This is a genomic window from Thioclava nitratireducens, from assembly GCF_001940525.2.
Classification (GTDB): Bacteria; Pseudomonadota; Alphaproteobacteria; order Rhodobacterales; family Rhodobacteraceae; genus Thioclava; species Thioclava nitratireducens.
Map to the genome: position 1 here is coordinate 1042932 of NZ_CP019437.1, position 22922 is coordinate 1065853.

A 22922-nucleotide genomic window follows, 5' to 3' on the forward strand; every position below is an offset into this window, starting at 1 on the left:
CGGATTGGTGGGGGAGTTTCATAAATGTGCGCCGGGCCATCAGGCCCAGGTCGTGGGGTCAAGACGAAAGTATGTCGTCAGCTGGTCGTAGAGCGCGGGTTCGGCGTGTTTGAGCTCCACCGGTCGCTCGAAGAATACCTCGACCAGAACGGCGAAAAACTCTTCCGGTCCCTCGGCGCCATAAGCGTCGATCACGGTCCGGCGCCCATGGCTCACTTGCTGAACATGGTGCTTGTATGCCTCTGCGAATACCGTCACCCAGCCAGAAAAGCTTTGGTCTTTTTCGAGCGCCGGAATTCCATCAGTGCGTCCCGAAAGATCGTCGAGCTGGTGGGCAAATTCATGAAACACGACGTTATGGCCATCGTGATCGTTGAAGGCCCCCCTCTGGGCGTGCGTCCAAGACAGAACGACCGGACCGCGCGCCCAGCTCTCCCCGGTTCGGATCGTCTCGCGCTCTGTCAAAACATAACCGTTGCGCTGAGCCTGCCGGGACTTGAAGGCTCCGGGATAGATCAGAATAGTGCGAAGGTGGTCATACCAGCTCGGTGAATTGACGATGAGCAGACAGGCCTGGGCGGCGATGGAAAGCCGCATTTCATCGGTCACGTCCAAGCCATCGCAGCCGATGAAGTCGACCTGGTCCAACAACAGACTGATCTTGCCTTCGAGGCGATCTCGCAGGTCGGGCGGTAGTTTCCGGATCAAAGGGACCTGCTGCTGCACGATGACACGCTGAGGCTCCGGAAGCGCGGTATTCAGTAGATGGGCGCGCTTCTGTCGCTTGAACCAGAAGAGATATCCAATGCAGCCTGTGGCAATGATCACGAGGATAAGCAAAGCTGTCATTATGAATGGCCCAGTGTATCGTGGATGCTCTCTTTGCTAATCTTGAGACAAACAGGCCGTGATGTGCAGCACCGAGTTCAACGACGATTTCGACCGAGATGCGGTCGTGCAGAACACGGAAAAGGGGTTGCCCGTTCAGAGAGGTGGGCGAACGGTTGGGTGTAGCCAATATTCGCTCTATTCTTGGAAGAAGAAGTTCGCGAATACGTCCTCAGGTGACGCTGAAAGGACGCGGAGATCCGGCGGCTGAAGAAGCAGTTGGCGCGGGATTCTGAGGAACGGGACATCCCCAATAAGGGTCTGGATTGGGAGCGTCATTGGTCTGAACGACAATGACGACGCGTATTTCGCCAAGGATGCCAAGTGAGATACGCGTTCGTAACCGAGCATCGCGGGCAGTCCTCTATTCGGGCGATTCGTCGCTGCTTACGTATTCAGCCGAATGGCTCTCCTACGCGTGGCTGAAGGCCCCACTGAGCAAGCGAGCTCAAGAAGACGAGCGGCAGATTGCGCGGCTGAAGGAGGCATGGGGGAAAGTGGCAAGGTCTACGGTCGCCGCAAACTGCATGACGACCTTCTCGAGCAAGGCGAACGCATCCGCCTGAACGGGGTCGTCCGTTTGACCACGCGGGCGGGCATCAAGGCGCAGATCGGTTTCAAGCGTCGACCGGGGAAGTATGGCGGCAAGCCCTCGGTGGTCGTCGACAAGACACTGGACCGGCGGTTTGACGTAGCGACACCGGACAGGACCCGGATGATCGCCTTCCCCTGCGTCCGCACGCAGGAAGGATTAGCCCAGAGCCCCGACTAGCGGGTCACATGGCAGGATTAGGGCCGAGACCAAAGAGGCTGCCGGGGCGACGCCAAGTGCGGCGCAAACACGCGTGGAAAGGCCAAGGGGCGGTATCGGTTTTTGGAGCGAGCATTGAGGGCGGAACGGGCCTCTGTCAATTTCATTGCTACAAGTGTATCTACTGGGAACACTCGAACTTCGTTCGTCGACGAGCCTCAAGAACACAGGTGTATGGCATTGAGCACGGGAAGTGACGTGTATCGTGACTGGGGCGGCCGGTGGAGTAGTCTGCCGGCGGAACCTAAGCCCGGTCAGCGCGTAATTGCACATCGACGCATCCACGGTGAATTAGACCAGGTCGCTTGCTGTTCACTTTCGGAGGAAATTGATCTGCTGGATAAAGGGCGGGGCGAGGCTCCACTGTTTGTGTCCTATTTTACCAAGGACACACCGTATGAGGCCTTGGCGAACCAACTTCGTGACTCACTCGATCGGTTTGATCTGCCGCATCGCATCGAGCCGATCGAATCTCTTGGAAGCTGGGTTGCGAATACTGGCTTGAAATCGAGATTCATAGAGAAAGCTTGGAATGAAAGTGACGGGCCGATCTGTTGGGTGGATGCGGATGCGGAAATTCTGAGGACTCCGAGTTTCGTATTCGGAAATCCTTTTGATATTGCGATGGTTCGCCGGCATGGTTGGTATGACCTCGCAGGGTTCGTGTACCTCAATAAATCGGATGCGGCGGGCTGTCTTGTGAGAGAATGGTCGCGACTATGTGAGGAGAACCCAACTGTATGGGATCAGGTTCTTTTGACGCTCGCATGGTATCGGACCGCGCGCGATGGAGATTTATCGAGCCTCTTTCTGAATGATGGGATATTCCGTTTTCCTAGGCCCAGGATGCGCGACGCGAGGGACAAATTATTATATTATCCAACCAAGAAAAAAATCCGGCCGTTCATAGATCAGAAGCAGGCATCCAGACAGTTGAAAGCCTTTGTCAACGCTTCGCAGGATAAGGTAAATGAGCGGGGATCGGACGATATAGGTGAAAAATTCAAGAACGCTCTTTCGAAATTCGATTTCGAACACGACATGGACGTTGACGCGATTTTCAAATCTATCTGAGCGCCAGTTGAATAAAATACCTACGGTTCCCCGCTGACTTTGAGCAAACGACATGTCTCCAAAGTCTCACTTGCTTTGCCGAATTTCATATAGCTGATGAAATAACTGAAGAAGAGGAGTTGAATTTCAGTTTTGCATAGGTATGAATTTCTGTTCATCTATATTTCTAAGCTTGCGGGCACCTAGGCTCAGGCCTCATAGCCAATAGATGACCATGGCGGCGAGCATGATGGCGGACAGGAACACCTTCGGGCACCTGTCGTATCGGGTTGCCACGCGCCGCCAGTCCTTCAACCTGCCGAACATGATCTCGACGCGGTTGCGACGCCTGGATCGCCGCTTGTCGTATTTGACGGGCGTCTTTCGCTGCCTTTGACCGGGGATGCAGGCGCGTATCCCTTTGTCTTTCGGCGCATCTCGGAACCAGTTCGCGTCATAGCCGCGATCCCCGAGCAGCCAGTCGACCTTTGGCAGGCTGCTCAACATGGCCGCCGCGCCGATGTAGTCGATGACCTGTTCGGCGATGACGAAGAAGCTGAGAGGACGACCTTGGCTGTCACAAATGGCGTGCAGCTTCGTGTTCAGCCCGCCCTTGGTGCGGCCGGTCAGACGCCCGCGCCCCCCTTTTTGACGCCCAAACTGGACGCCGTACGATGTGCCTTCAGGTAGGTCGCATCGACCATGACCGTCTTCTCCTCGCCGTGATCCGCCGCCAAGCCGGCCATCATCTGAGCAAAGATGCCCTTGTCACTCCACCGCTTCCAACGGTTGTAGAGTGTCTTGTGCGGGCCGTACTCCCTGGGTGCATCCCGCCACCGCAAGCCATTGCGATTGATGAAGATAATCCCACTCAGAACTCGCTGGTCATCGACGCGAGGCTTGCCATTGAACTTTGGAAAGTAGGGCTCCATTCGCGCATCGCTCAGCCAGAAGAGATTAGACATGTCACCGCTCGTCTTTCGAACGCTGAATCACGCTGCCACGCGAAAATCAATGGGTCCTGACCCTAGGCTCATCCCCAACAATCGTTTCCTGGATGACCGATGTCTATTCTCCCCTGTCTGTGGTTGCTGCATCACGAAAAGTCCGATACCGAAGGAGTAAATTTATACCATAAGGAAAACTCCATGGCTTTCGGATTGAAGAGCGCACTCAACAGGAAGCTTTTGAACACGGCCCTTTCGGTCATCAAACGCCACGTCGAAAAGCAAGACGGAATCTCATTGTTGAGATATGATAGACACTCCGACGAACTCTCGCCCCTTGCTTGGCGGGCCAGGAGCATCACCCGGAATGATATTGGCGGCGCTTCACAAGCAACGAACACATGGCCGGGACTGCAAGTCCTGAGCGACTACCGAGGAAAAATCGTGGTGGATGTAGGAGCCAACTGTGGCGCTGTGGCGAAGATGTTCGCGATGGAAGCCGATGAGGTCTACGCGTTCGAGCCGCACCCAAGGAATTTCGCTAATCTACTAGATCAGATCAAGATCCGTGATTTGAGAAACATCCAAGCGTTTCAAATAGCACTCTCAAACTTCAACGGGGAAACCGAACTCATTGAACGTGAGGCACATGGGATTCATAGTTTGGGCCCGCACAATCGGGGCAAAATCGTTTCGAAAATTCCGATCCAGGTCAGGACACTGGACGACTTTTGGAAGGACAAGGGAGACGCAATTATCGGTTTATTGAAAATTGACGTAGAAGGATTCGAGAGCGAGGTTCTACAAGGAGCCAAAAACTTGCTTCGCGAGAAAGCCATTGATGCTATTGTTTTTGAGTTTAGTCCCAAAATACACAAGATGCGGGGGGTGGATATTGACGCTCCAATTTCCTTTCTAAAATCAATGGATTACAAAGTTTTCGATATTGATGGGGAGCCATTTAATATTTCTCCAGCGGAATACCCGAGCATTTGCGATCTGATTGCGGTTCCGAATAGAGGTTGACCGACACGCGTGGTCGCCCGATCAGGTTCTTCATGTCTGCGGGTCAGATCAGCGACTACATCGGCGCGGCCGATAGATACGTCGCGACCGGATCGAGATCATGTCCGGGCGGCTCAAGTGCTGGGTTCGATCGCTCTCCCAAACCAGTGGCGAGCGCGATCTCACCGTGGCGCTCCGCCTCGATAGATTTCCGAAGGTCTTTCTCTCTGCGAGCGCGTTGGCCGCTGTTCTGACTATGTGTCCTGAGCCTAGCAAAGATGGCATCCACGAGACACCGGGCTATTCGAGTTGCTAGAGCGGTTTGGGAGAGCATCTCCTATCTCGTGTAGAAAATGAATGGCATCTTTTGCACTTTCCCGCTCGTATCAACCATGAGGTATTTGTTGGGCTCCAAATCTTTGTCGGGATCTACGTGTCGGATATACTTCGCCGGGTTTCCAGCCCATACTTGTCCTTCGGGAACATCAGTGGTCACCACTGACTGAAAACCGATGATTGCATTGCTGCCAATTTTTACTGGTCCCAAGATCATACTGTTTGGGTAAATCGTGATGTGATCCCCTAGAGTGGGGAAGCCATCTTTATACCCGACGGTAACATTCTGCGCAAATGAACAATATTTGCCGATGTTTTTCGTTCCGATAACTATGCTGTGTGGATGCATAAAGTAAGTTTTTTTTCGTGTAACGGCAACTCGAAGTTTCAAGGCAAGATCAGTGTTGCTCCTTAACTTCCGATAGCGCACCCATTCTTCGAACGAATAGCCTCTAAATAGCTGGCCAATGATGGTAAAAACATCCAAAATGGGCTGAAAGAGAAAATAATCGACTATCTTGATCGCTAACTTTAGTATGCGGTGTGCGAACTTTAGAGCATTCATGCTTTTAAACCTCGGGGAGCTGGTATCATGTACCGATCCTCCTACCGTATAGGGTCTGGCTGTGTGCGCTCAATAGTGGTCTTTCGACGGCTCTGTTGCACGAATCCTGTGAAGGGTTTCATGTCGTGAATCCGACGTGGTAGCTGCGTATCATGAGCAGACCGACGCGCCCGACCTACAAGACCAGTAACTGGCCAGCCTACAATGAAGCGCTCAAGCGCGGTGGCTCGCTGATGATCTGGGTTAGACCCCGAGATGACTTGGGATGCGGCGCAATCAGGTAGGCGGGTTCGCGATTCGGACCTGTCTTTCAATGAAGGTTTTTTCGGCATGGCGTTGCGACAGACGACCGGGTTTGTCGAGAGCCTGTTGCGCTTGGTCGGCCTTGAATGGGCGGTGCCCGACTTCAGCACACTGTCTCGTCGCTAGAAGACCCTTGCCGTGAACATTCCCTATCGCGGCTCCAAGGGGCCGTTGCGCCTTCTTGTCGGCAGCACAGGGATCAAGGTCGAGAGTGTGGGCGAATGGCACGCGCGCAAACATGGCCGCCCAAAGCGGCCTGTCTGGCATAAGCCCCATCTCGGGATCGACGAGCAAACATTGGAGTTTCGCACCGTCGAGATTTCGGGAAGCAACATGGCCGATGCTCCGGTTCTGCCTGACCTGCTCGACCAGATCCCCGAGGGTGAAGAGATCTGCAGGTTCACGGCAGACGGTGCCCACGACACTCGCAAATGCTATGACGCCATCGCCGAGCGCGGCGCTCATGTTTTCTTCCCGCCTCGCCGACCCTGCGGGCATCGAAGTATCTGGGCTGCGCCCTGTAGCGAAGATGGAGCGGATACCCCCGCCGGAGCCGCGTCGAAACCAAGATGCACTGCGTGAAACTTCTGGGGCAGCGCCTCATGGCGCGGGATTTCGATCGCCAGATCGCGGAACTTCCGGGTCCGCATCGCCGTCATAAACGGCTACATAGCGCTCGGCATACCCCTCACAGAGGCTGTGGGATAAGTCTATCCGGGGTAGGGGAACCTCGGCTATCAGCCAATTTGTGCAACAGAGCGGCTCTGATGCCAAAATGTTCATATATAGGTTTGATTTGCTAAATCAGTCGCATATGGTGAAAGTCGCTCATTTGATGGGTCGAGAGAGCCGTCAGCAAGACTTCGAAAAGGAGCGAGTGCTTATGCAGAAACCCAGCCGCCTGCGTCGCTTGCTCTCACTTAACCAGCACCGCAAACGCTGGGGGGCGTTCCATCATGCGTCGAGAGATACCGATCTAAATCGCCTCAAAGAGACGATCATCGATGTTGGCGATGCTGAGCAGACGCGAGGATCCACGAAGTCGTTGGATCAGCATTTGGAAAATCTGCGCCGTGAATTCTCGGGGCAATCTGAATTGCTTTGGCATCATGCGAAGCTGATCGTCCTGATCCGCCGTGAATTTCAGACCTCTCAGCAATACTCCGAATTCCGCACCCTTTGGGACCAAGAGGGTGCATTTTTGCGCGAAAACTTGAACATCAGGTGGCTCGTTTCGGCGACCGATACATTCGCAGAGCATGACGAAGACCCTGCCGTTCGCGCGGTTGCGATGATGGCGTCGGTGCTGGTGAATACGGTTAAGATGCAGGAAAGCGAACGATTCATCACGCATGCGAACGATTTCTCGGCGGATCCGGAGCGGGTTGCCACACTTCAGGAGGAGCTTGTGCCACTCTTCGAAGGGATGTCTTGCTTTACCGTTGGGACAGACGACACATTGCGCAACATGGTGTGGCGACTGCATCCGTTCTTGGGGGTCGAACCTGCGGGGCCAATTCTCAATGAAATCTGGCGTAGGTTTCAAGTTGAGGACACGGTTTTCAACCGGATGCGCCGCCTGCACCGGCGCGAAAAAACCCGGTGGTGGGAGGACTGACGAAGTCAGGCCTCGAGGAGGCCCGCGGGATCCAGGCGGATTTCATGTCGTTCAGCCGTTCCAACGTGCGCTAGGCCCAGGACCCGTTAATGGACTTTGTGCCGCCGCTGGTGTGGCGCGTTTCACGCTCTCCAGCTATCGGAGGGCACGAGTGGTAATATTTTCTTGCTGGGTGATGAACGGATGGCGCGGTTCCGGCCCTTCTTTCTGAGGAGCCACGGTCGACCGCGCGTCGATGAACAGCGAGTTCTCAATTGCACGATTTCTATCAATCGCAATGGGTTGCGTTGGCCGAAAGACCCTGATGCTACCAGAGAAAGAGTCTTGAAAGCGCTGTGGCCCCGTCTCCCGAAAAACCGCGTAGGTTGCCAAGCTGGTCCCGATCCCCGAAGATTCCGGCCGAATGCGAAGCGGCTCGAAGCAGGGCCCACGCGGCAGCGAAAAGAGGATGCGATGAAACTGAATGTCTATCTGGCGGGCGAAATTCATACCGATTGGCGCGAGGCGGTGAAGTCGGCCTGCGAGGGGTTGGATATCGAATGGTCGGGGCCTGTCACCGATCACGGCGCTTCGGATGATTGCGGGGTCGAAATCTTCGGCGCGGAAGAGGACAAGTTCTGGCATGACCGCAAGGGCGCGTCGCTCAACGCGATCCGGATTCGCACCGGGATAGCGCGCTGCGACGTGCTCGTCGTCTGTTTCGGCGAGAAATACAAGCAGTGGAATGCGGCCTTCGACGCGGGCTATGCGGCGGCGCTCGGCAAACCGATTATCGTGCTTCAGCCGCCCGAGCATGACCATGCGCTCAAGGAGGTCGATGCTGCGGCCAATGCGGTCGCGCGCACGCCCGAACAGGTGGCCCGCGCCCTGCGCTATGTGACGACGGCGGCGCTGTAAGGCGCAACGGTGCCCCGCCCGGATCAGCCGCGTGAGCGGCCCGGGCAGCGCGAGCGAATTTGTGATGAGGGCGGCGCCCGACCTCGGGTGGGCGCTAGCACTAGATGGGTGGTCTGCGCTTTATTGGGCCACATCCGACCAACTGTTGAGCGCGCGGTGTCGCTGCAGAAGCGCCCTCCCGAGGTCGGGCGCTGCCCGGGGCTGGTCGCCCCGGGCGTCGGTCTGAGCTGGGACCGGAGTCTCGCTGATCGTCCAAACAAAAACGCCCCCCGCAGGCAGTGCTGCGAGGGGCGCGACTTTTTCAAGCCAGACGATCAGGCGAGATCGAAGCGATCGGCGTTCATCACCTTCGTCCAGGCGGCTACGAAGTCTTCCACGAACTTCTCGCTCGCGTCGTCCTGAGCGTAGACCTCGGCATAGGCGCGCAGGATCGCGTTCGAGCCGAAGACCAGATCGACGCGGCTCGCGGTCCATTTCACCGCGCCGGTCTTGCGGTCGCGGATCTCGTAGGCCCCGTCGCCCACCGGATGCCAGCTATAGCCCATATCGGTCAGGTTGACGAAGAAGTCGGTCGTCAGCTGGCCTTCGCGGTCGGTGAAGACACCGTGCTTGGTGCCGCCATGGTTGGCGCCGATCGCCCGCATGCCGCCGATCAGGACGGTCATTTCAGGCGCGGTCAGCCCCATCAGCTGGGCACGATCCAGAAGCATCTCCTCGGGCGAGACGACGTAGTCCTGCTTGAGCCAGTTGCGGAAGCCGTCGGCGAGCGGTTCGAGCACGTCGAAGCTGTCGGCATCGGTCATCTCGTCGGTCGCGTCGCCGCGACCCGGTGCGAAGGGCACCGCGATGTCGTGACCTGCCGCTTTGATCGCCTTCTCGACGCCGACATTGCCCGCGAGCACGATCACGTCCGCCACCGAGGCACCTGCTTCCGCCGCGATCGGTTCGAGCACCGAGAGCACCTTCTGCAGACGCGCAGGCTCGTTGGCTTTCCAGTCTTTCTGCGGAGCCAGACGGATGCGCGCGCCATTGGCGCCGCCCCGCATGTCCGAGCCGCGATAGGTGCGTGCGCTGTCCCATGCGGTCGAGACCAGCTCGGCCACCGACAGGTCCGAGGCCGCGATCTTCGCCTTCACAGCCTCGACGTCCCAATCGGTCGAACCGGCGGGGACCGGGTCCTGCCAGATCAGATCTTCCGACGGCACCCACGGACCCTTGTAGCGAACCTTCGGGCCCATGTCGCGGTGGGTCAGCTTGAACCAGGCGCGGGCGAAGGTGTCCTTGAAATACTCCGGGTCGGCCATGAATTTCTGGCAGATCTCGTTGTAGATCGGGTCGACCTTCATCGCCATGTCGGCGTCGGTCATCATCGGCATCCGGCGCTTGGTCGGGTCCGACGGGTCCCGCGGCATGTCTTCTTCGGCGATGTCCACCGGCTTCCACTGTTTCGCGCCAGCGGGGCTCTGGGTGACTTCCCATTCGTGACCGAAGAGCATCTCGAAATAGCCCATGTCGAATTCGAGCGGGTTCGTCGTCCACGCGCCTTCCGGCCCGCCGGTGATCGCGTTGCTCGCTTGCCCTTTGAGGTTCGGGTTGAACCAGCCGAGGCCCTGCTGATCGACATCGGCCGCCTCCGGCTCCGCGCCGAGGGCCGACGCGTCACCATTGCCGTGGCATTTGCCGACGGTGTGGCCGCCCGCCGTCAGCGCGGCGGTTTCCTCGTCATTCATCGCCATGCGCGCGAAGGTCTCACGGACTTGTGCCGCGGTCTTCATCGGGTCGGGCTGGCCGTTGACGCCTTCGGGATTCACGTAGATCAGGCCCATTTGCACGGCGGCGAGCGGGTTTTCCATCGTGTCGGGCTTGTCGACATTGGCGTAGCGTTCGTCCGACGGCGCGAGCCATTCCTTCTCGGCGCCCCAGTAGGTGTCCTTCTCGGGATGCCAGATGTCCTCGCGACCAAAGCCGAAGCCGAAAGTCTTGAGCCCCATGCTTTCATAAGCGACGGTGCCAGCGAGGATGATCAGGTCCGCCCAGCTGAGCCGGTTGCCGTATTTCTTCTTGAGCGGCCAGAGCAGGCGGCGGGCCTTGTCGAGGCTCGCATTGTCGGGCCAGGAGTTGAGGGGTGCGAAGCGGATATTGCCGGTGCCTGCGCCGCCGCGGCCATCGGCGAGACGATAGGAGCCCGCCGAGTGCCAGGCGAGACGGATCATCAGCCCGCCGTAATGGCCCCAGTCAGCCGGCCACCACTCCTGGCTTTCGGTCAGCAGCGCATGCAGATCGGCTTTCAGCGCCTCATAGTCGAGCTTCTCGACCTCTTCGGCATAGTCGAAGCTGCGCCCCAGCGGGTCCGACTTGGTGTCATGCTGGTGCAGGATGTCGAGGTTGAGCGCCTGCGGCCACCAATTCATCACGTTCGAGCCAAGCTCGGTATTTCCGCCATGCATCACCGGGCACTTGCCGCCGGTGTTCACTTCGTTTCCATCCATCTGTGCTTCCTCCTGCTGAGCACGGGGTTGATCGAACAGACCGGTCGAGGTCTGACGTGCCGCAGCTTACTCGAATGGAGCCCGGGCACGTGAATTCACATCTTAGATGATGGTGATAGCAGGCGTTGTGATAAATAAAAATTTGTAAATTATAATTATGGGCATAAGCTAAAGTTATGGCTTCGTGGTGTAGTGGCGAAACCGAAGTTCTCAGGGCGTTTTTCGCTCGTCGCGGTAAGGCTCTCGGTCTTTCCTGGTTTGGAGAGGGTTGCCAAGGAAGGCCGCCCTGCGGAAAGCTTCTATGCGAGGGAACTGCCTCGGTGATCTCTCCCGACGAACCTGTTGACTCCTCTTTTCGGATGACAGTCGTGGCGAGAGGGAAGCTCGAGGCAGAGCGCAGCCGTCACGACGCGGATGGCCCTGTCCCGGGCTTGCTTCAGAGCGCGGTCCAGACTCCTCCCGCCTGGGATGATCGCAAGGCTGCCGAGATGAAGCGCATTCCCGCCAAGCCATCAGCCACGCCAGGCAGCAATCCAAGCGGTCTGGGTTCGCCGCGCTCGTGTGCCAGGATTGCGTCAGCTGCGGCGCTATAGATATTGCCGAAAGCCTCGAGGAACCCTTCCGGATGCCCAGCCGGAACACGGCCCATCTCGGCCACCTCGGGCGTGAGCCCCGGCCCGCCCCGGGACAGCAGATACGGGGGCTCTCCGAAGGGGGAGACGCGTAGACTATCGGGTGCGGTTTGCAGCCATTCAAGCCCCGCCGTCTCGCCATAGACGCGCAGTTTCAGCCCATTCTCGTTGCCCGGAGAAACCTGGCTGGCCCAGAGCATGCCCTTCGCCCCGCTCTCATAACGGATCAACATCTGCACGTCGTCATCGACCGCGCGTCCGGCCACGAAACTGGTGAGCTCGGCGCAGACTTCGCGCGGCTCGAGACACGACACGAAGCTCGCGAGGTTCATTGCGTGGGTGCCGATATCACCGAGCGAACCCGCTGCACCGGCGCGCGCGGGATCGGTGCGCCAGACCGCCTGTTTCGTGCCATCCGTTTCCACCGGTTCAGTTAGCCAGTCCTGTGGATACTCGACCTGAACGACCCGGATGCGCCCGAGTTTTCCGGCTTCCACCATAGCGCGGGCCTGTCGCACCATCGCGTAGCCGGTGTAGTTATGTGTGAGCACGAAGAGCGCGTTTGAGGCGCGCACCTCTTCCGCCAGCGCCTCCGCTTCCTCGAGCTTGCGCGTCATTGGCTTGTCGCAGATCACGTGGATGCCCGCGCGCAGGAAGGCGGTCGCGACGGGCGCATGCATATGGTTGGGGGTTACGATCGACACCGCCTCGATCCCGTCGGGCCGCGCCGCCTCTTCGCGCGCCATCACTTCGAAATCCGCGTAGCTGCGCTTGGGGTCCAACCCCAGTGCCGCCGCGGAGCGATGCGCGCGCGCGGCCTCGGAAGCAAGCGCCCCCGCGACCAGCTCGAACCGGTCGTCGAGCCGCGCCGCGATGCGGTGAACGCCCCCTATGAAGGCTCCCTCGCCGCCGCCGACCATGCCGAGGCGCAGTTTGCGATGTCCGTTCGTCTCGCTCATGTCTTGCCCTCCAGCCCGAGAATACGCCGATTGGCACCTTCGTCGGTGCCCGCCCCTGCGAAATCGTCGAATGCGTGATCGGTCACGCGGATGATGTGGCGGGCGATGAATTCCGCCCCCTCGCGCGCGCCGTCCTCAGGATGCTTGAGTGCGCATTCCCATTCAAGCACGGCCCAGCCGTCGAAGTCATGCGCCGCCATCTGCGAGAAGATCCGCCCGAAATCCACCTGCCCGTCGCCAAGCGACCGGAACCGCCCCGCGCGGTCCACCCAAGACTGGTAGCCGCCGTAGACGCCCTGGCGCCCCGAGGATACGAATTCCGCATCCCTGACATGGAAGGCCCGGATACGGTTGTGGCGGCGCGCTTGCCCCTTACCGACTTTCTCAGCAAATACCTCCTCCGTGGGCTCGACGGGCAGATGTTACGTGAAAAAAAGCCGGGAAGCTTTCGTCGATTTTGCTTTAGCGGATTGCGGGTCGGCGTGGTTGGCGCGCCGGAAAAGGTTGACCGGGCGAGGCCCCGGCAATACCAACGATCGAAGGGCGAGATGGCGTCTCGCCCCGATCCCGTTTTTGTCCTGAACGCCCGGACCTGTCGCGCGCGCCTACCGATACCTCGGACGGCGCCGAGGAGGCATCATGGCATTATCCGCAACTCCCAGCACCGCCACCTTCGAGCACAAGCGTATCGGAATGGCGTCTATGGCGCTCGCAATGGCGCTCCTGCCGGTGGGGGACGCGATCTCGAAATCGCTCACCACGGTCATTGCGCCTTTCGAGGTCACCTTGCTGCGCTCATTGGCACAGGCCGCGTTCTTCCTGCCGGTTGCGTGGGTCATGCGTCGTCACCTCGCGGGTCCGATCCTCTCGGGGGCGTCCCTCATCTCGGCCGGGCTGATCGTGACCGTGCTCTATTCGCTCATCACCGCTTTCGAGGTCATGCCCATCGCCACGGCGATCGCGATCTTCTTCGTCGAGCCGCTGCTTCTCACCTTGCTTGCCGGGCCGTTCCTTGGGGAGGTTCCGGGCCCGCGTCGCTTCGCTGCCGTCGGGGTCGGGCTCGTCGGCGCGCTGATCGTGATCCGGCCGAACTTTGCCGTGTTCGGTCCGGTCGCGTTGCTGCCGCTGCTGGCCGCCCTGTGCTATGCGCTCAACATGATCGTCCTTCGCAAGGCGCGTGGCGGGCAATCCCCCGTGAGCTTCCAATTGGGCGCCTCGCTCTGCGCCGCGGGCCTCCTGCTGTTTATCGAGATACTCCGCCAACTCAGCGGGCTCGCTCCGGACCTGCCTCTCTTGCCCGGTTGGACGGGCTATGCGGTGCTCGCCGCCGGGGCGCTGTCGACAGTGACGTTCCTGATGATCACTTTTGCGTTCTCTCGCGTCGAGGCGAGCCTGCTGGCCCCGTTCCAGTATCTCGAGATCGTTGGTGCGACAGTCCTCGGGTTTCTGGTCTTCGGCGACATTCCCGACGGGCTCACGTTCCTCGGCACCGGGATCATCCTGGCATCCGGAATCTATGTCTTCCATCGCGAAAGGGTGCAGGACGGGCCTGACGAAAAGGAGTTTCGTGCGCGCTCCTGAGGCGGCGGCGTCGTTCTCCGTCGTAATGCCAATCTGTCGCGTTGCGGCGGATAGAGCGTGTCATACCAGCAAGTGCGCCAAGAATTGGGAGACGGCTATCTCCTCCTTGCTGGCGCATCACGTTCGTCAAGTGGCTCGCCATTATCTCACGGAAGTGGCTTCCATCAGGGGGAGATGGTCTTGCCCGAAGGCTTGCATTCGGGGGTGGTATGGCGTTTTGCTGCCGTTATCCGCAACAGCCGAAAGGCAGAACCGTTGAAAACCCGTAGCTTCGCCGTAATCGGCCTTGGGACGTTTGGAAGCACTGTGGCGAGCGAACTCGCCCGCTTCGGCAATCCTGTCCTGGGGATCGACATCGAAGGGCGAAATGTTACGAGGCTCGCAGAAACCCTGACAGAGGCCATAATCGCCGATGGCAAGGACGAGGCGGCGTTGCGTGAGGCGGGAGTCGGTAATTACGACGTCGCTGTCGTTGCGATTGGTGAAGACCTCGAGGCCAATGTGCTTTGCACGATGAACGTCAAGATGCTCGGTGTCGAGACGATCTGGGTCAAAGCACTCAATCGCACGCATCACCGCATTCTTACCAAGTTGGGTGCGGATCGTGTGATCCTGCCAGAGCAGGAAGTCGGTCAGCACATCGCGCAGATGCTCCACAATCCCTTGGTGCGGGACTATGTTAGCCTCGGGAACGGTTATCACGTGGTCGACCTGAACGTTCCGGCGAAGCTCGATGGCAAAGTCGTCGGCAGCGCCGCAATTCTCGAGAAATACAACCTCAGGGCCCTCGGTGCCATGCGCGAGAACCAGTATCTGTCTTGCGATAGTGACGAGCTCACGCTGCGTGAAGGTGACAAGCTTCTGCTGCTCGGCAAGCGGTCCGATCTGCGGCATTTCGGAGACGACTTGCGTGACGGTAAATGACCGATGGCGCGCATTTATTCCAAGCGTCAGGCTCCGCATCTCGCACCACCTCTTGTCCTGATCCTCATTTATGCTGGACTCATCGTGCTTGGCTGCGCTGCGCTGAAGCTGCCCTTTGCGACGACCACGCCGATCACGTGGTCTGATGCGGCCTTCACTGCCACGTCCGCCGTAACCGTGACCGGTCTGGCGGTTGTCGATACTGGAAGCGCCTTCACTCTGTTTGGTCAGGCCGTGGTGATGCTGCTGATCCAGCTCGGCGGTCTCGGGCTGATGACTTTTGCCGTGCTGATCCTGTCGATGTTCGGGCTGCCAGTGGGGTTCACCCATCGGCTCTATCTGAGAGAGGACCTGAATCAGACGTCCGCGACGGATTTGCTGGCACTGACCCGGATGATCCTCAAGGTCGTTTTCATTTGCGAATTCGTTGGCGCCGCGCTCCTCGCATCGGTTTTCGTGCCTGAGGCAGGGTGGGGCGAGGGTCTCTGGCAAGCGCTCTTCCACTCGGTCTCCGCTTTTAACAACGCTGGATTCGCGCTTTTCCCGGACAGTTTGAGCAAATGGGTTGGAAACCCGATCATCAATCTTACCATTCCAGCGCTCTACATACTTGGCGGCCTCGGCTTCACGGTCGCCTCCGATATCTGGCGGGTAAGACGTTGGCATCGCTTTTCGTTGCACACCAAGCTGATGCTTGTCGGCACGATAGCGTTGCTCATTTGGTCCGCACTGGCATTCGGGATTATGGAATGGACAAATCCGGGCACGCTGGGGAGCCTCTCGTGGTCCGATCGGCTCTGGGCCAGTTGGTTCCAGGGAGCCACAACGAGAACGGCGGGCTTCAACACTGTCGAGATCGGCAATCTCACAGACGGCACTTCGCTCATGTTCATGACGCTGATGGTCATCGGCGCGGGAAGCACGTCGACCGGCGGCGGCATAAAAGTCACGACCTTCATCGTCCTGCTGCTCGCCACGGTCGCCTTCTTCCGGCAGCGTTCGAGTATCCAGGTCTTCGGGCGCGAGCTCGGTCTCGATCAGGTCATGAAAGTTCTCGCCCTCTCGATTATCAGCGTTCTGCTGATCCTTTGCGCGCTCTTCGCACTGCTGCTCTGCCATGAAGGCGATTTTCTCGATCTTGCCTTCGAGACCACCTCTGCCTTCGGCACCGTCGGCTTGTCGCGCGGCATCACTGGCGATTTTGATGGCGCCGGACGCGCTATCATCATGGCGGTGATGTTCGTGGGCCGCGTAGGTCCTCTCACCCTCGGTTTCCTGCTTGCCACACGGCGGCCCCGACGGATCGGCTATCCGGCCGGAACGGTGTATCTCGGCTAGGACCAGTCATGAATTTCGTATCTTTCATCAACGGTCTTACACTGGTTTTCTTCGCCGCCTTGATGGGCCTCGATGCGCTTCTTTTTTCGGATACAGCCAAGGTTTTTGCGCTCTCCGGCGCACTGGTGGGCGCTTTGGGTGCGACGATCAGCGTCGCCTCCCGCTCGTCCTTTCTCGGTTTGGGGCGGCTTCACGCTTTCCTGCTCACGTCGTCGGTTTGGCTTACCGCCGCAATTGCCGGCGCCGTTCCGCTCGCAATGTGGTCGCTCACTCCCGTGGATGCTCTGTTCGAGGCGATGTCGGGGATTACGACGACGGGCTCTACGGTGATGAGCGGTCTCGATACCACACCGCGCGGCATCATCATGTGGCGAGCGCTGCTTCAGGCTGTCGGTGGCGTCGGGTTCATCGTCACCGGCATCGCCTTGTTGCCGATCCTGAAGGTCGGCGGCATGCAGCTCTTCCGCACCGAGAGCTCGGACAAAGGGGACAAAGAACTGAGCAACACTGCGAAGTTCGCCTCGGTGACGCTGCAGATTTACGTAGCTCTCATCGGGCTTTGTACACTTGCCTACCTTGCTGGTGGCATGAACTTCTTCGACGCGGTGACCCACGCCATGACCACGTTGTCGACCGGTGGATATTCGGGCTATGACGCGTCCTTCGGCCATTTCGACAGCCCATTCCTGCAATGGACCGCGACGCTCTTCATGCTGCTTGGGGCCTTTCCGTTCGCATGGTATATCCGCGGCATCTATCGGCGGACGGTTCGAAGCGAGCAGGTCGAAGCCATGCTGCTCACCTTGGGGGTCGTCATTATCGGGCTGACGGTTTGGCTCGTCTGGACAAGTGGAACGCCGCCGCTGACCGCTCTTCGCATGGTCGCCTTCAACGTCGTCTCTGTCGTGACGACCACAGGCTACGCCACGACCGACTACACTGTCTGGGGGCCGTTCGCGGTTGTTGCCTTTTTCATTCTCTCTGCAGTAGGGGGCTGCACCGGATCGACCGCGGGTGGCGCCAAGGCGATGCGTTGGATCGTATTTTCCAAGGCGGCGCGCGCACAGATGAAAGTGATTAGATTACCGCGTCGGGTTGTTTCCATAAAATACGAAGGGCGCGTGATCGAGAATGACGTCCTCGCGGGCGTTATCGCCTTTTTCGTTATCTATATGGCGACGTTCCTAGGGCTCACCACGCTTCTGGGCTTTTTCGGTCTCGACTTTGCGACGGCAACCAGCGGAGCTTTGACGGCTTTGGCAAATGTCGGACCAGGGGTCGGACCAATCATCGGTCCGGCTGGGAATTTCTCCTCCCTCAGCGATCCCGTGAAGATAATTTTGACCTTCGGGATGTATCTCGGACGTCTGGAAATTCTCACGGTATTGGTGCTCTTCAAGCCCGAATTTTGGCGTGAGATCGCGGTTTTGGGGGAACGGGCGTGATCTCCAAGGGGGGCCATCCGTCACTCTGAACAAAGCTGAGAAGCTCGCCGCACTTGTTCAAGGAGCCGGGCGTTCGGGCGATCGAGGTGTGCCCGCGACGTCGCCAGCCAAGCACGCGGGGGGGGGGCGCTGGCGGCTTCCGAAAGTTAGATGAACGTCACGTAGGTGCTGAAACAGGGCACCGCCCCTCCCGCGGCGTCAGGCCGCGGGGGGCGCCGGTCGCGCGGCGGCGAAGGCCGGAAGCGTCTCGAGATGCGCGGCGATCCGCGTGATATTCGGCATCGGCGCAAGGTCGATCCCCCAGCGCCGCGCATTGTAGATCTGTGGCACGAGGCACAGATCCGCGAGCGTCAGCTGGTCACGCCAGCAGAAACTCTCGCCCGATATCATTTCCTCGACCGCGGCGAGGCCGGGGGCGATGAAAGTCTGCATCCAGCTTTCCATCGTGATCGCACCGTTCGAGGCCGCCACGGCGTGTTTCGCGACGCGCAGATTGCAAACCGGATGGATATCGACCGCGATAGCCTGGGCGAGAGCGCGGACATGGGCGCGGTCGGCCGGAGCTTCGGGCAGCAGGCCGAGCGCGCGGGTCTCGTTGAGATATTCGACGATCGCAAGGGATTGGGTAAACCGATCGCCATCGATCTCAAGCGTCGGCACGAGCCCCTGCGGATTGACGGCGAGATAGTCGGGATCGCGCTGTGCGCCGGTCGTCAGATCGACCGGAGCGGCCTGCCATTCAATCCCGGCGAGTGCGAGGGCGATACGGACACGGTAGCTTGCCGAAGACCGCCAATAATCATGAAGTCGTGTCATTCGATCGGCGTCCCCAGCAGTTTGTCCATTGCGCGCTGCAAGCCGGCGAGATCGGATCCGAGCACCGCCTCCAGCTGCCGCTGATAGGCGATCGCGCGCGGCAACAGCTCCGCCATCAGACGTCGCCCCTCGCGGGTCAGACTCAGCGCGACCAGCCGGGCGTCCACGTCGTCGGGCCGTTTCTCGACCAGACCTTTCGCCTCGAGGTGGCTCGCCGCGCGGCTGACCTTTGGGCGCTCCAGCGAGGTGCGTCGTTCTATATCGCGCACCGAGACCCGGCCCGCATGGGAAAGATGCACCATCACCCGCCATTGCGGCATCGTCAGCCCGGCGTCGCGATAGCCCGCCGCCAGTTCCTGGCTCAGCTTCACCGAGAGCTCCGCGACCAAATAGGGCAGGAAACGCTCGAGATCGAACCCCGGGAGGGGAATCTCTTCATCAGCGGTTTCACGAACTTTTTGTTCAACGGTCATGGGATTCGATGTGGCTTCAAGTTGTTGCGGCTGCAACGAATGAGCACGAAATACGTTGCGATTGCAACGAAAATCGTGCGCCGTCCGGAAATCTGGATGTGTAACCATCAGTAAATAATTGATTTTTTACCAAGTCTCCCTCGCTCTTCGTTGCGAATGCAATAAAATCCTTGACTTCGTTGCGAATGAAACGAAACTTGGGCGGAGTTCGACGTCGGCATTTTTGCAAGAGGCCGGCGAACAGGGAGTGGAGGATCTCATGACCGAGCAAGCTCTGCCGAGCGGCATGGTGCGGGCAACCGGCACGTCGGGGCCGCATGAAGGCTACATGCCGGGTTTCGGCAATGATTTCGAAACCGAGGCGCTGCCGGGTGCGCTGCCGCAGGGCCAGAACAGCCCGCAGAAATGCGAATACGGCCTTTATGCCGAGCAGCTTTCCGGAACCGCCTTCACCGCGCCGCGCGGCCAGAACGAGCGGACCTGGTGCTATCGGATCCGGCCATCGGTCAAGCATGTCGGTCGCTTCACCAAGATCGACGTGCCCTATTGGAAATCCGCGCCGAATGTCGATCCGGACGTGATCTCGCTTGGCCAGTATCGTTGGAACCCGGTGCCCCATTCCGATGAGCCGCTGACCTGGGTCACCGGCATGCGCACGATGACCACCGCGGGCGACGTGAACACGCAGGTCGGCATGGCGAGCCATATCTATCTCGTGACGCAGTCGATGGAGGACGAGTATTTCTTCTCGGCCGACAGCGAGTTGCTCGTCGTGCCGCAAGAGGGGCGGCTGCGCTTCTGCACGGAGCTCGGGATTATCGACCTCGAGCCCAAGGAGATCGCCATCCTGCCGCGCGGTCTGGTCTATCGGGTCGAAGTGCTCGAAGGGCCGGCGCGGGGCTTCGTCTGCGAAAACTATGGCCAGAAATTCGACCTGCCGGGCCGCGGTCCGATCGGCGCAAATTGCCTTGCCAACCCGCGCGACTTCAAATGCCCCGTTGCGGCCTTCGAGGATCGCGACGCGAAAAGCCGGGTCGTCATCAAGTGGTGCGGGCAGTTCCACGAGACCTTCATCGGCCACAGCCCGCTCGATGTGGTGGCATGGCACGGCAACTACTGCGCCTATAAATACGACCTGCGCACTTACAGCCCGGTCGGCGCGATCCTGTTCGATCACCCCGATCCGTCGATCTTCACCGTGCTCACCGCGCCTTCGGGTCAGGAAGGCACCGCGAATATCGATTTCGTGCTGTTCCGCGAGCGCTGGATGGTGGCCGAGCACACGTTCCGCCCGCCGTGGTATCACAAGAACATCATGTCCGAACTGATGGGCAACATCTACGGCATCTACGACGCCAAGCCGCAGGGCTTCATGCCGGGCGGGACCAGCCTGCACAACATGATGCTGCCGCACGGCCCTGACCGTAACGCCTTCGAACACGCCTCTAACGAACCGATGGAGCCCGCGTTCCAAGGCAACACGATGCAGTTCATGTTCGAGACGCGCTTCCCGCAGCACCTCACCGAATTCGCCGCGAAGGAGGCGCCGTTGCAGGACGATTACATCGATTGCTGGGACAGCATCGAGAAGAAATTCGACGGAAAACCGGGGACCAAATGACCGACCAGACCAGCTGGGTGGCGTCCGCTCAGGGCGACACCGACTTTCCAATCCAGAACCTGCCCTACGGCGTCTTCGACGACGGCAATGGGGCGCGGATGGGCGTCGCCATCGGGGATATGATCCTCGACGTCGCCAAGGTGGATCACGGGCTTCCGGCGGATCTGTTCGCCGAGCCCGCGTGGAACCGCGTCATGGAGGCCGGCCCGGAGATCTGGGCCAAGCTGCGCGCGCGTCTGACCGAGCTTCTCTCCGACGAAGGGCACAAGTCCGCGGTCGAGCCGCATCTGGTGCCGCAATCCGGCGCGAAGATGCTGATGCCGTTCCGCGTGACCGAATACACTGATTTCTACGCCGGCAAGAACCACGCGACCAATGTCGGCACGATCTTCCGTGGCCCCGAAAACGCGTTGCCCGCGAACTGGCTGTCGATCCCGATCGGCTATAACGGCCGGGCCTCGTCGGTGGTCGTTTCCGGCACGCCGGTCATCCGTCCCAACGGGCAGGTCAAAGGCCCGAACGAGGAGCTGCCGCGTTTCGCCCCTTCGGCGCGTTTTGACATCGAACTGGAATTCGGCGCCATCGTCGGCCAGCCCTCCGAGGGTATGATCTCGGTCAGTCAGGCCGATGAGATGATCTTCGGCTACGTGCTGCTCAATGACTGGTCGGCGCGCGACATCCAGGCGTGGGAATACGTGCCTCTCGGACCGTTCCAGTCCAAGGCGACCGCGACCACGATCAGCCCCTGGATCGTGACGAAAGCGGCGCTGGAACCGTTCCGCGTCAACACGCCCGAGCGTGAGCGCGAATTGCTGCCCTATCTGCGCGAGCCGGGGCCGATGAATTACGATATCAAGCTGGAAGTCGCGCTGCGCCCGGAGGGCGGCGAGGAGGCGGTGATTTCGCGCACCAATACCTCGATGCTCTACTACTCCGCCGCGCAGCAGCTCGCCCATCACACGACCTCGGGCTGTCCGATGCGCGCGGGCGATCTGTTGGGCTCGGGCACGATCTCGGGCACCGAAAAAGACAGCCGGGGCTCGCTGCTCGAACTGAGCTGGTCGGGCAAGGAGCCGCTGGAGCTTCCCGATGGCACGACCCGCAGCTTCATCGAGGATGGCGACACGCTGACCCTGCGCGGTGCTGCGCAGGGCAAAGGATACCGCATCGGGTTCGGAGATTGCACGGGGCAGGTGCTCCCTGCGCGCGCTCTGCCCGACTGGGCTAAGGAATAAGGAGGCATCTGATGGCCAAGGCATTCGCGTCGCAAGGCGACATGGAAGAGAAGAAGATCAGCTTCACGGAAGTGGGCGAGGGCCTCTACGCCTTCACCGCGGAGGGCGACCCGAACACCGGCGTCATCATCGGCGACGACAGCGTGATGATCGTCGAGGCGCAGGCCACCCCGCGTCTTGCGCGCAAGGTGATCGAATGCGTCCGCTCGGTGACCGACAAGCCGATCAGCCACCTCGTGCTGACGCACTACCACGCGGTTCGCGTGCTGGGCGCCAGCGCCTATGGCGTGCGCGAGATCATCATGTCCGACACCACACGCGCGCAGGTCGCAGAACGTGGGCAGGAGGACTGGGACAGCGAATTCGGCCGCTTCCCGCGCCTGTTCCAGGGCCATGAGGAAATCCCCGGTCTGACCTGGCCGACCACCACCTTCAGCGACCAGATGACGGTTTACCTCGGCAATCGCCGCGTCGACATCATGCATCTGGGCCGCGCCCATACCGCAGGCGATGCAGTGATCTGGGTGCCCGATCAGGAGGTGATGTTCACCGGCGATATCGTGGAATACCACTCGGCCTGCTATTGCGGCGACGGTCATTTCGGCGATTGGCCCGAGACGCTGGCCAATATCGCAGCCTTCGAGCCGCGCGCGATCGCGCCGGGTCGTGGCGATGCGCTGGTGGGCGAGAAGATGGTCACCGAAGCGCTGGAGAACACCGCCGATTTCGTCCGCTCCACCTTCAAGCCGGTGGAACGCGTCGTTGCCCGTGGCGGCACCCTGAAAGAGGCGTGGGACGCGGTGCGCGAAGCCTGCGATCCGAAATTCGCCGATTACGCGATCTACGAACATTGCCTGCCGTTCAACGTGGCGCGCGCCTATGACGAGGCCCGCGGCATCGACACCCCGCGTGTCTGGACGGCAGAGCGCGACCGCGAGATGTGGGACGCGCTTCAGGGCTGACGCGCGCCGGCAGGGGAGGAGGAA

At 59.8% G+C, this 22922-nt stretch carries 18 protein-coding genes and 5 pseudogenes; 15 read left to right on the forward strand and 8 right to left on the reverse strand.

Features of this window, described 5'->3' with window-relative positions; all coding sequences use genetic code 11:
* Positions 1–39 precede the first annotated feature (39 nt).
* On the reverse strand, positions 40–849 hold the full coding sequence (locus BMG03_RS05205) for a M90 family metallopeptidase (protein WP_075777146.1): 810 nt from the start codon (positions 847–849) through the stop codon (positions 40–42).
* Positions 850–907: 58 nt separating this feature from the next.
* On the opposite strand from BMG03_RS05205, the pseudogene BMG03_RS05210 reads away from it, so the two are divergent.
* A pseudogene (locus BMG03_RS05210) lies at positions 908–1645 on the forward strand (transposase); the annotation flags it as partial.
* Between the two features lie 228 nt (positions 1646–1873).
* Positions 1874–2773 (forward strand): hypothetical protein, encoded by a 900-nt coding sequence (locus BMG03_RS20670; RefSeq protein ID WP_157771558.1) that lies wholly within the window; start codon positions 1874–1876, stop codon positions 2771–2773.
* Positions 2774–2968: 195 nt separating this feature from the next.
* Here the strand turns inward: BMG03_RS20670 and BMG03_RS05220 are convergent.
* Positions 2969–3717, reverse strand: a protein-coding gene (locus BMG03_RS05220) for an IS5 family transposase (protein WP_099049355.1) whose coding sequence is annotated in 2 segments (ribosomal slippage) — positions 2969–3405 and positions 3405–3717 — 750 coding nt in all. Because the reading frame shifts where the segments join, the coding sequence is not laid out codon by codon here.
* Between the two features lie 183 nt (positions 3718–3900).
* Here BMG03_RS05220 and BMG03_RS21195 point away from each other — a divergent pair.
* Entirely contained in the window at positions 3901–4725 is an 825-nt protein-coding gene (locus BMG03_RS21195; RefSeq protein WP_075777150.1) for an FkbM family methyltransferase, read from the forward strand.
* Positions 4722–5020: pseudogene (locus BMG03_RS20675) on the forward strand (hypothetical protein); the annotation flags it as partial. The gene BMG03_RS21195 and the pseudogene BMG03_RS20675, both read left to right, overlap by 4 nt.
* Positions 5021–5041: 21 nt before the next feature.
* On the opposite strand, the gene BMG03_RS05230 reads toward BMG03_RS20675, so the two are convergent.
* Positions 5042–5605: an LbetaH domain-containing protein gene (locus tag BMG03_RS05230; protein WP_075777151.1), complete on the reverse strand. Its 564-nt coding sequence runs from the start codon at positions 5603–5605 to the stop codon at positions 5042–5044.
* 152 nt (positions 5606–5757) lie between these two features.
* On the opposite strand from BMG03_RS05230, the pseudogene BMG03_RS05235 reads away from it, so the two are divergent.
* From BMG03_RS05235 to BMG03_RS05245, 4 genes and pseudogenes are all read left to right on the forward strand, one after another.
* Positions 5758–6616, forward strand: a pseudogene (locus BMG03_RS05235) (IS5 family transposase).
* 175 nt (positions 6617–6791) lie between these two features.
* On the forward strand, positions 6792–7526 hold the full coding sequence (locus BMG03_RS05240) for a hypothetical protein (protein WP_244270997.1): 735 nt from the start codon (positions 6792–6794) through the stop codon (positions 7524–7526).
* A gap of 183 nt (positions 7527–7709) precedes the next feature.
* A pseudogene (locus BMG03_RS21000) lies at positions 7710–7844 on the forward strand (IS5/IS1182 family transposase); the annotation flags it as partial.
* Positions 7845–7979: 135 nt separating this feature from the next.
* Positions 7980–8423: a YtoQ family protein gene (locus BMG03_RS05245; protein WP_075777152.1), complete on the forward strand. Its 444-nt coding sequence runs from the start codon at positions 7980–7982 to the stop codon at positions 8421–8423.
* Between the two features lie 314 nt (positions 8424–8737).
* On the opposite strand, the gene katG is transcribed toward BMG03_RS05245, so the two are convergent.
* The 3 genes and pseudogenes from katG to BMG03_RS05260 form a co-directional block, all read right to left on the reverse strand.
* A complete protein-coding gene (gene katG, locus BMG03_RS05250) occupies positions 8738–10912 on the reverse strand; it encodes a catalase/peroxidase HPI (RefSeq protein WP_075777153.1) in 2175 nt (724 codons plus the stop codon).
* A 436-nt stretch (positions 10913–11348) separates the two neighbouring features.
* The gene (locus BMG03_RS05255) at positions 11349–12503 is read right to left on the reverse strand and encodes a Gfo/Idh/MocA family protein (protein ID WP_075777154.1); all 1155 of its coding nucleotides are present in this window, start codon (positions 12501–12503) and stop codon (positions 11349–11351) included.
* Positions 12500–12856: pseudogene (locus BMG03_RS05260) on the reverse strand (sugar phosphate isomerase/epimerase family protein); the annotation flags it as partial. The pseudogene BMG03_RS05260 and the gene BMG03_RS05255, both read right to left, overlap by 4 nt.
* 286 nt (positions 12857–13142) lie before the next feature.
* On the opposite strand from BMG03_RS05260, the gene BMG03_RS05265 reads away from it, so the two are divergent.
* The 4 genes from BMG03_RS05265 to BMG03_RS05280 all read left to right on the forward strand — a co-directional run bounded on the left by BMG03_RS05265 (position 13143) and on the right by BMG03_RS05280 (position 17791).
* Positions 13143–14084, forward strand: a complete 942-nt coding sequence (locus BMG03_RS05265; protein ID WP_075777689.1) for a DMT family transporter — start codon at positions 13143–13145, stop codon at positions 14082–14084.
* Between the two features lie 228 nt (positions 14085–14312).
* Positions 14313–15008: a potassium channel family protein gene (locus BMG03_RS05270; RefSeq protein WP_240496939.1), complete on the forward strand. Its 696-nt coding sequence runs from the start codon at positions 14313–14315 to the stop codon at positions 15006–15008.
* A gap of 3 nt (positions 15009–15011) precedes the next feature.
* The gene (locus tag BMG03_RS05275; RefSeq protein ID WP_075777551.1) at positions 15012–16346 is read left to right on the forward strand and encodes a TrkH family potassium uptake protein; all 1335 of its coding nucleotides are present in this window, start codon (positions 15012–15014) and stop codon (positions 16344–16346) included.
* A gap of 8 nt (positions 16347–16354) precedes the next feature.
* A complete protein-coding gene (locus tag BMG03_RS05280) occupies positions 16355–17791 on the forward strand; it encodes a TrkH family potassium uptake protein (protein ID WP_075777552.1) in 1437 nt (478 codons plus the stop codon).
* 198 nt (positions 17792–17989) lie between these two features.
* Here the strand turns inward: BMG03_RS05280 and maiA are convergent, their stop codons facing one another.
* Together maiA and BMG03_RS05290 are read right to left on the reverse strand one after the other, a co-directional pair.
* On the reverse strand, positions 17990–18607 hold the full coding sequence (gene maiA, locus BMG03_RS05285) for a maleylacetoacetate isomerase (protein ID WP_075777553.1): 618 nt from the start codon (positions 18605–18607) through the stop codon (positions 17990–17992).
* Complete coding sequence (locus BMG03_RS05290; RefSeq protein WP_075777554.1) at positions 18604–19080, reverse strand: MarR family winged helix-turn-helix transcriptional regulator; 477 nt, start codon at positions 19078–19080, stop codon at positions 18604–18606. Before BMG03_RS05290 ends, maiA begins: the two co-directional genes overlap by 4 nt.
* Positions 19081–19339: 259 nt before the next feature.
* Between BMG03_RS05290 and hmgA the strand changes: the two genes are divergently transcribed.
* Genes hmgA through BMG03_RS05305 form a run of 3 tightly spaced genes read left to right on the forward strand, consistent with a single transcriptional unit; the run spans position 19340 to position 22898 of the window.
* Complete coding sequence (gene hmgA / locus BMG03_RS05295; protein WP_075777555.1) at positions 19340–20701, forward strand: homogentisate 1,2-dioxygenase; 1362 nt, start codon at positions 19340–19342, stop codon at positions 20699–20701.
* The gene (gene fahA / locus BMG03_RS05300) at positions 20698–21936 is read left to right on the forward strand and encodes a fumarylacetoacetase (protein ID WP_075777556.1); all 1239 of its coding nucleotides are present in this window, start codon (positions 20698–20700) and stop codon (positions 21934–21936) included. The genes hmgA and fahA overlap by 4 nt, the downstream gene beginning before the upstream one ends.
* A gap of 11 nt (positions 21937–21947) precedes the next feature.
* On the forward strand, positions 21948–22898 hold the full coding sequence (locus BMG03_RS05305; RefSeq protein ID WP_075777557.1) for an MBL fold metallo-hydrolase: 951 nt from the start codon (positions 21948–21950) through the stop codon (positions 22896–22898).
* The last annotated feature ends 24 nt before the right edge of the window (positions 22899–22922 follow it).